Annotated in this window: 4 protein-coding genes and 3 tRNA genes; 1 reads left to right on the forward strand and 6 read right to left on the reverse strand. The window is 42.2% G+C overall.

Annotation, left to right across the window (positions count from 1 at the left end):
- Position 1: 1 nt before the first annotated feature.
- From AAEZ00_RS20090 to recA, 6 genes are all read right to left on the reverse strand, one after another.
- A tRNA-Arg gene (locus AAEZ00_RS20090) sits at positions 2 to 75 on the reverse strand.
- A gap of 27 nt (positions 76 to 102) precedes the next feature.
- Positions 103 to 179, reverse strand: a tRNA-Arg gene (locus AAEZ00_RS20095).
- A gap of 22 nt (positions 180 to 201) precedes the next feature.
- Positions 202 to 293 (reverse strand) — tRNA-Ser (locus tag AAEZ00_RS20100).
- A gap of 511 nt (positions 294 to 804) precedes the next feature.
- Positions 805 to 1,002: a carbon storage regulator CsrA gene (gene csrA, locus AAEZ00_RS20105; RefSeq protein WP_076496509.1), complete on the reverse strand. Its 198-nt coding sequence runs from the start codon at positions 1,000 to 1,002 to the stop codon at positions 805 to 807.
- A gap of 449 nt (positions 1,003 to 1,451) precedes the next feature.
- Entirely contained in the window at positions 1,452 to 4,076 is a 2,625-nt protein-coding gene (gene alaS / locus AAEZ00_RS20110; RefSeq protein ID WP_351078906.1) for an alanine--tRNA ligase, read from the reverse strand.
- A 697-nt stretch (positions 4,077 to 4,773) separates the two neighbouring features.
- Complete coding sequence (gene recA / locus AAEZ00_RS20115; protein WP_101032451.1) at positions 4,774 to 5,838, reverse strand: recombinase RecA; 1,065 nt, start codon at positions 5,836 to 5,838, stop codon at positions 4,774 to 4,776.
- Between the two features lie 287 nt (positions 5,839 to 6,125).
- Here recA and mutS point away from each other — a divergent pair, with 287 nt between their 5' ends.
- Positions 6,126 to 8,708, forward strand: a complete 2,583-nt coding sequence (mutS, locus tag AAEZ00_RS20120; protein WP_124012035.1) for a DNA mismatch repair protein MutS — start codon at positions 6,126 to 6,128, stop codon at positions 8,706 to 8,708.
- Positions 8,709 to 9,024 lie beyond the last annotated feature (316 nt).

Genomic DNA, 9,024 nt, shown 5'->3' on the forward strand with positions numbered 1-9,024 from the left:
GTGCGGATGGGAGGAGTCGAACCTCCGACCGCCTGGTTCGTAGCCAGGTACTCTATCCAGCTGAGCTACATCCGCATTCATGGTTCACATTTTAATAGATAATGGTGCGGATGGGAGGAGTCGAACCTCCGACCGCCTGGTTCGTAGCCAGGTACTCTATCCAGCTGAGCTACATCCGCATCGTATATCTATTGTAAGAAATGGCGGAGAGGGAGGGATTCGAACCCTCGATGGGATTTAAAGCCCATACTCCCTTAGCAGGGGAGCGCCTTCGGCCACTCGGCCACCTCTCCGTTTCTTGGCGCACATCTTACTGTTTGATGAAAATAAGTCAAACCCTTTTTAGGAAACCTAACTTCATTTGGACTGTTTTTAATCACATTGGATATAATAGGCTCAAATAATCATCAAAACCGTGTTATTTATTATGAATAATGGTTTTAAATAACCGTAACAATTTCATTAAGTCTCTGTTCATTCTACGAGAGTTTTAACCTTTTTTGGCAAGCGACATATTTGAAGACATCGTTGATCTCGATAAGGTAACTTCTACACGGCATATACTCGGCACTCAGTTGCCGCTCAACATCATGTTAAGCGACACAGACAATCGCCGGATAGGGTCTTAGCTAGTTAGCCTCAATTCTGGATAATATACGGTTTTTCCAAGTTGAGGTTAACTTATCAGGACTGATTTAAACTAAAGCGGCAATTTCTTTGCCGTGCAAAAAACAAAAAAGTCAGCAAATGCTGACTTTGATGATATCGAGCATATATCTGCCCGAAATTAAAAACTGCCCGAAATTAGAAATTTCCATCTTCAGAAGGCGTACCTGACTTCTCAGATTGAATACGCTGATAGATCTCTTCACGATGAACAGACACTTCTTTAGGTGCATTAACACCTATACGTACCTGGTTACCTTTAACACCTAACACAGTAACTGTGACTTCGTCACCGATCATTAATGTTTCGCCTACTCGACGAGTCAAAATTAGCATTCGATTGCTCCTTTAGTTCGATCTGCATAACACGCTTTATCCGTAATATGCGCTCATTATAAGGTTTGCTTTACATAAAATCATAGTATCAATTTCAAAATACGTCAGTTTATAAAGCATATTCTATTAGGAAATCATAAAATTTGACGATTGGTCGTCTTTTAAAACGAGATTAACGTAAAATAAACCAATTTACGTTATACCACTCAGTTGTTAAATAATTCATTACAGCAAACCAATAACAAAAACGATAGGAAGGGAAAACAAATACCAAGTGCTATATTTGAGCACACAATAAGTACTGTCCAACTAACAATCCTTTTAAACGCTTTTACTGCTAGCAAGATAGTTCACTATGCCAAATCTGCTCATAGCACTCAAGACATAAAGTCGCATATCTTAGACTTCATGTCTCAATTGCTATCAAAAACGCTAATCTACAGATTTCATTAACGTAAACGTTCGTTTACCCATGGTTCCACAAGGGCTAATGCTGCGGCTAGATTCTCAGGCTGAGAACCACCCGCTTGTGCCATATCTGGACGACCACCACCCTTACCACCAACCTGTTGTGCAACCATTGCCACGAGCTCGCCCGCTTTGACCTTTTTAGTTAAATCATTGCTGACGCCAGCAATTAAATTCACTTTACCGTCTTTAGCTGTGCCGAGCACAATAATCGCAGACTTTAGTTTTTGCTTTAGCTCATCTTGTAAACCACGGAGTGAACCTGGGTCAATACCGTTAAGCTGTTTAACTAACAGTTTAACACCATTTATCTCCACTGCATCCCCTGCCATATCGGCACTGGCTGCTGCGGCTAACTTATCTTTCAACTGAGACAACTCTTTTTCTAACTGTTTGACTTTATCTAACTGCGCTTTTAATTTAGCCACAACAGATGCACTGTCTGATTTAAGTAGTTGCGCGGTTTCATCTAACACGGCTTGCTGATCGGCAATATAAGCCATAGCAGCAACACCAGTGACGGCTTCAATACGACGCACACCTGCAGCAATACCGCCCTCTGAAGTGATTTTAAATAAACCAATATCGCCCGTGCGGCCAACATGAGTACCGCCACATAACTCGATAGAGAAATCGCCCATAGTGACAACACGTACCTGATCATCGTATTTCTCACCAAATAAAGCCATTGCGCCTTTTTCTTTAGCTTCATCAATGGCCATTTCAGTGGTGCAAAGTGCATGGTTACGGCGAATTTGGGTGTTAACTAAGTCTTCTACAGCTTTCAACTCTGATGGTTTGAGCGCTTCAGAATGAGCAAAGTCAAAACGTAGGCGTTCAGGGTTCACTAATGAGCCTTTTTGAGACACATGAGAACCTAACACTTGGCGTAATGCAGCATGCAATAAGTGAGTCACGGAATGATTTAACTGAGTACGATGACGTAACTTTTTATCCACTTGCGCGGTTAACTGCTGGCCTAGCACTAATTGGCCTTGAGTTAATTGACCCTCATGACCTGTAGCCGGACCAAACTTATGCGTATCAGCAACGTTAAATACCACACCATCGGCTGTCAGTTGGCCTTTATCACCCACCTGCCCACCTGCCTCAGCATAAAATGGGGTGTTGTCTAATACGACAACGGCATCTTGACCCGCAACCACGGTATCAACCGCTTTACCGTCAACATATAAAGCAATTACGTTCGGCTGCCCTGTGAGTTCGGTATAACCACTGAAAGAGGTTTGTGCATCAATAATTAGCTGACTATTATAATCTGCACCAAAGTTACCTGCGGCTTGCGCACGGCTTCTTTGCTGCGCCATTGCAACGTCAAAGCCGGCTTCATCAACATTAATATCGCGTTCACGACAAACATCAGCCGTTAAATCAATAGGGAAACCATAGGTGTCATACAGCTTAAATACGGTGTCGCCATCTAAAGTATCACCTTGGAGGGTGTTCAGCGCGCCATCTAAAATCACTAAACCGCGCTCAAGGGTACGGGCAAACTGCTCTTCTTCGGCTTTTAAGGCTTTTTCAACAATGGCTTGAGATTGTGTTAACCCATTTGCGGCATCGCCCATTACGCTGATAAGCGTTGGCACTAATTTATAGAAAAAGGCGTCAGTCGCACCAAGCTTATTGCCATGGCGAACAGCTCGGCGAATAATGCGACGTAATACGTAACCGCGGCCTTCATTTGATGGCATCACACCATCGGCAATTAAAAATGCACATGAACGGATATGATCAGCGATGACGCGTAGTGACTTATCTTCTAAATCAGTAATACCAATAATATTAGCGGCTTGAGCAATCAACTGCTTAAAAATATCGATTTCGTAGTTTGAATGTACACCCTGCATAATGGCAGCAATACGCTCAATACCCATGCCGGTATCGACTGAAGGTTTAGGTAGTGGCAACATTTCACCGTCTGCTTGACGGTTATACTGCATAAATACAATATTCCAAATTTCAATAAAGCGATCGCCATCTTCTTCAGGTGTGCCAGGGCGGCCACCCCAAATATGATCGCCATGATCGTAGAAAATCTCGCTACAAGGGCCACAAGGTCCGGTATCACCCATCTGCCAGAAGTTATCTGACGCAAACGATGCACCTTTGTTATCGCCAATACGGATCATGTTTTCAGCTGACACACCAATTTTTTTAGTCCATAGGTCATAGGCTTCGTCATCTGTTTCATAAATGGTGACACATAAGCGTTCTTTTGGCAGCTTGAGTGTTTCGGTTAAAAAGGTCCATGCGAATCGAATCGCATCTTCTTTAAAGTAATCGCCAAAACTGAAGTTACCTAGCATTTCAAAAAAGGTATGGTGACGAGCGGTATAACCCACATTATCAAGATCATTATGCTTACCGCCCGCACGAACACAACGCTGAGATGTTGTTGCGCGGCTGTAATTACGCTTATCCATACCGAGGAACACATCTTTAAATTGGTTCATGCCCGCATTGGTAAATAACAGTGTTGGGTCATTGGTGGGAACGAGCGAGCTGCTATCAACAACCTGATGTCCGTTATCTTCAAAGTACTTTAAAAATGCACTTCTTAACTCTGCTGTAGTCTGAAACATAAATGGTCCTGAATAGAGAAAATACAAAAGTAACGAGCTTGGCATGCAAGCCAGTAAATGTTGGCATTATATACTGAATTTACGTCAACATGCGAGATGAGTGGTTTGATTCCCCTCTTAGTTGAAATCCATAAGAGTAGCCAATAACAAGCAAATATTAAAATCCACTGACCATAGGCATTACTATTGCAATTAGGCGTTATAAATAGGGCTATTAGATTGAGTGCAATAAATATTAGCGGGTCTTAACAGAAAGTAATTTGTTCATGAACACAAATTAGCAGTAAAAAGTAATCAATAAAAGGCTGGCTGCTTTAACGAGTCGTGTGTTGCTACGCGTAAGTTGCAGATATAAAAATGGCTACTTGAGGTGGGCTTTGTTGGACGTTGATGTTAAAACAGTGAATAACTACGGGGTATAAGTATTAATACCATTAACACTTATGCTGTACTCATGTACTCATGTACTCATGTACTCATGTACTCATGTACTCATGTACTCATGTACTCATGTACTCAATGATAAAAAACATATTGAAGTGATAGGATCGTTAACTGCTAATCACTATTGTTAGGGTCATTATACTGACTCATCATTAGGAACATCATTAAGTGCGTATGTACTTACAGGATATTTCATGGCGGGAATATTCGCGGCGCGCAAGATGCGCTACCGCGATATATTTGACTGACTGGCTTAGAATACCTCGCCAGTTTCAAGATCGACATTCTCATCATTTTCAGTTTTTGAGCCTGATGCATTAGCACCACCGTTCAATAACATAGCACGAAGAGTGGTATTGATTTCACTGGCAATGGCTGGGTTTTCAGTTAGAAACTTACCCGCATTAGAGCGGCCTTGACCAATTTTTTCGCCTTTGTAACTGTACCAAGAACCCGCTTTATCAACCAGCTTATGAGCAACGCCTAAGTCAACTAACTCACCGGTACGATTAATACCTTGTCCATAAAGAATTTGAAATTCAGCTTGCTTGAATGGAGCGGCAATTTTGTTTTTAACCACTTTAACGCGGGTTTCATTACCCACGACTTCGTCGCCCTCTTTAATTGCACCTATACGACGAATATCTAAACGAACTGAAGCGTAGAACTTAAGCGCGTTACCACCAGTAGTCGTTTCTGGACTACCGAACATAACACCAATTTTCATCCGAATTTGGTTAATGAAAATAAGCAAAGTATTAGATTGCTTGAGGTTACCAGCAAGTTTACGCATTGCTTGGCTCATCATACGAGCGGCTAGGCCCATATGCGAATCACCAATTTCACCTTCAATTTCAGCTTTTGGCGTTAACGCTGCAACAGAATCGACCACAATAACGTCGACAGCACCAGAGCGGGTTAACGCATCACAAATTTCTAATGCTTGCTCACCGGTGTCTGGCTGTGAACAAAGTAAGTTATCAATATCTACGCCTAGCTTTTTGGCATAAATAGGGTCAAGTGCATGCTCAGCATCAATAAACGCACAGGTTTTACCTTCGCGTTGCGCCGCTGCAATCACTTCCAGAGTTAACGTCGTTTTACCTGATGACTCTGGGCCGTAGACTTCAACGATACGTCCCAGTGGCAAACCACCCGCACCTAGAGCGACATCCAATGAAAGTGAACCGGTAGAGATAGTTTCAACATCCATTGTGCGATCTTCGCCCAACTTCATAATTGAGCCTTTACCAAATTGCTTTTCAATCTGACTTAAAACGGCGGCAAGTGCTTTCTCTTTATTTGGATCAACCTTCATTATAAAACCCTCTAAGGCATTCAATACGTTTAGTAAAATGCTGTTTTGACTTAGGTGAAATGATGTAAACCATTTCAGTATGTTCATCAGTATACTGTATAGTCATACAGTATCAAGTGCTGAGCGCAATTTATTTTTTAACCTGTGATAATTGCCTTTTCACATCAATATTTTATCCAGATATACTTTTTATTATGAATCTATTTATACGCTGGGGACAAATATTGTTAAGATTAGCCCCATAAAATTACGCCCCCTAAGATTGATTAAATAGTGAAGTGTTCATAATGACAGTAATTGATACCAGCGATTTAGAAAAACACACCCCGATGATGCGTCAGTATTTGAGCTTAAAAGCTGCTCATGCTGATATGTTATTGTTTTATCGGATGGGTGATTTTTATGAACTGTTTTACGATGATGCTAAACGCGCTTCTGAAATGTTGGGCATTTCTCTCACCGCTCGCGGGAAAAGTGGCGGCGATCCTATTCCCATGGCAGGTATTCCCTATCATGCCGTTGAGGGCTATTTAGCAAAATTAGTTAACATAGGTCAGTCTGTGGCCATTTGTGAGCAAATTGGTGACCCCGCAACATCAAAAGGTCCAGTAGAACGCCAAGTCGTGCGTATTGTCACTCCAGGCACTCTAACCGACGAAGCCCTACTGCAAGAAAAACAAGACAATTTACTGGCGGCACTTTATCAAGGTAAAAACGGATTTGGATATGCCACACTGGATATTTCATCAGGTCGTTTTGTGGTTGCAGAGTTACCCACCCGTGAAGCATTAGAAGCTGAATTACAACGCACGAATCCTGCCGAATTACTTTACAGTGAAGATTTTACTGACATGTTATTAATCAATAATATGAAAGGCATTCGTCGCCGTCCAGAATGGGAGTTTGAGTACGATACTTGTGTGAATTTACTGCTCAGTCAATTTGGCACCAAAGATTTACATGGTTTTGGGATGAGTGATGCTCGATTGGCGTTACAAGCTGCAGGTTGTTTAATGCAGTATGTAAAAGATACTCAAAAAATGGCGTTGCCACATATCAACGCCATTGTACGTTTTAATCAATCGGAATCGATAATTTTAGATGCCGCGACTCGACGTAACTTAGAATTAACACAAAACTTGTCTGGCGGACGTGAGAACACTCTTACGTGGGTATTAGATAATACCGCAACCCCTATGGGAAGCCGCATGTTACAGCGCTGGATCCACGAACCATTACGACATCGCCAAACGATTCAATATCGCCATAACGCTGTCAGCGAATTGATTGAGCGAGACTTATATCAGACGCTACATGAACAGCTAAAAAGCTTAGGTGATATTGAACGTATTATGGCACGTTTGGCACTACGCAGCGCCAGACCACGTGACTTTTCACGTTTAAAGCAAGCATTAACACTTCTGCCTGAGATCCAGCAAACCTTAGCGGTATGCCAGCAACCTCGATTGAGTACATTAGTCCAATTATTAGGTGAATTCCCACAACAACACGACCTATTAGCACGCGCTATTGTAGACAATCCGCCCATGTTAATTCGTGATGGTGGCGTTATCCGTACTGGCTACAATAATGAATTAGACGAATGGCGAAAGTTAAGTGAAGGGGCAAGTGATTATTTAATCGAACTTGAAGCTCGCGAGAAACAACAAACAGGGATTAATACCTTAAAAGTGGGTTATAACCGCGTCCATGGTTACTATATTGAAGTGAGCCGTTTACAGTCAGACAGAGTGCCACTGAGTTATCAACGCCGCCAAACACTTAAAGGGACTGAGCGTTATATCACCCCAGAGTTGAAAGAATACGAAGAAAAAGTACTCTCAAGTCAGGGAAAAGCACTCGCACTTGAAAAACAACTTTGGGAACAGCTGTTTGACTTATTACTGCCAAAATTACAAGAGTTACAGCAGTTTGCTACTGCTGCTGCAGAACTTGATATATTGAGTAATTTTGCAGAACGTGCCCAGACCTTTAATTACCAATGTCCGCAAATGACTCACGAAACTGGTATTCATATTGATGCGGGTCGCCACCCAGTGGTTGAACGAGTCAGCCAAGCGGCGTTTATTGCTAACCCTGTCGCTTTAACACCGCAACGGCAAATGCTAATCGTTACCGGTCCTAATATGGGCGGTAAATCAACCTATATGCGTCAAGTGGCGCTCATTACATTAATGGCACACATTGGCTGTTTTGTGCCCGCAGATTCTGCTCAAATAGGTGAGATTGACCGTATTTTTACCCGCATTGGTGCCTCTGATGATTTGGCATCGGGTCGCTCAACCTTCATGGTTGAAATGACCGAAACCGCCAACATTTTGCATAATGCAACCGCAAACAGTTTGGTGTTGATGGATGAAATAGGCCGTGGTACTTCAACCTATGATGGGTTAGCGCTCGCGTGGTCTGCTGCAGAATATCTCGCTAAAAACCTTAGTGCACTGACATTATTTGCCACTCATTATTTTGAACTCACCCAACTGCCCGAACTGTTACCGTCAGTGATTAATGTGCACTTAGATGCCATAGAACACGATGACACCATTGCTTTTATGCATTCGGTACAAGAAGGTGCGGCAAGTAAAAGTTATGGTCTGCAAGTTGCGGCGCTCGCAGGTGTTCCGGCCTCAGTCATTAAAGCGGCAAAACAAAAACTGCATCAACTTGAAAACCGTGACATGAGTTTATCACAGCAAAATCCGACCCAAGTGAGCATGAATTTATTACCTCCAATACCAGAGCCGTCGCCAGTGTTGGACAAGTTAGCGCAAATTAATCCTGATGATTTAACCCCTAAACAGGCATTAGATTATTTATATGAATTAAAGCGTTTAAATAACGTAAGCTAACAAATAACGTAAGTTAACAAATAATGCCGTTTGGTAGCTTACCCATCTCTTATACCGAGTTGAGGTTATTGAAACCGTGGAAGTCGGCCAAGGCTTCCACTCCAATACTGCATTTCGCGACCATGTAGCACAGCAACAATGATAGGCTGACACAATAAGCAGGAATAATGAGAGACTAAAAACGAGAGACTGAAATGGACTAAAAGTGGGGACGCGGCGTCAAAAAACATCGGGGGGGGTGTAATGGTCTAATGAAACTGTAGAGATTTATAGCTTAAAATAAGCAAAATCTTAAAGGTATTTATTATGATTAGAA

This window comes from Shewanella sp. S1-49-MNA-CIBAN-0167, assembly GCF_040310145.1.
Classification (GTDB): domain Bacteria; phylum Pseudomonadota; class Gammaproteobacteria; order Enterobacterales; family Shewanellaceae; genus Shewanella; species Shewanella psychromarinicola.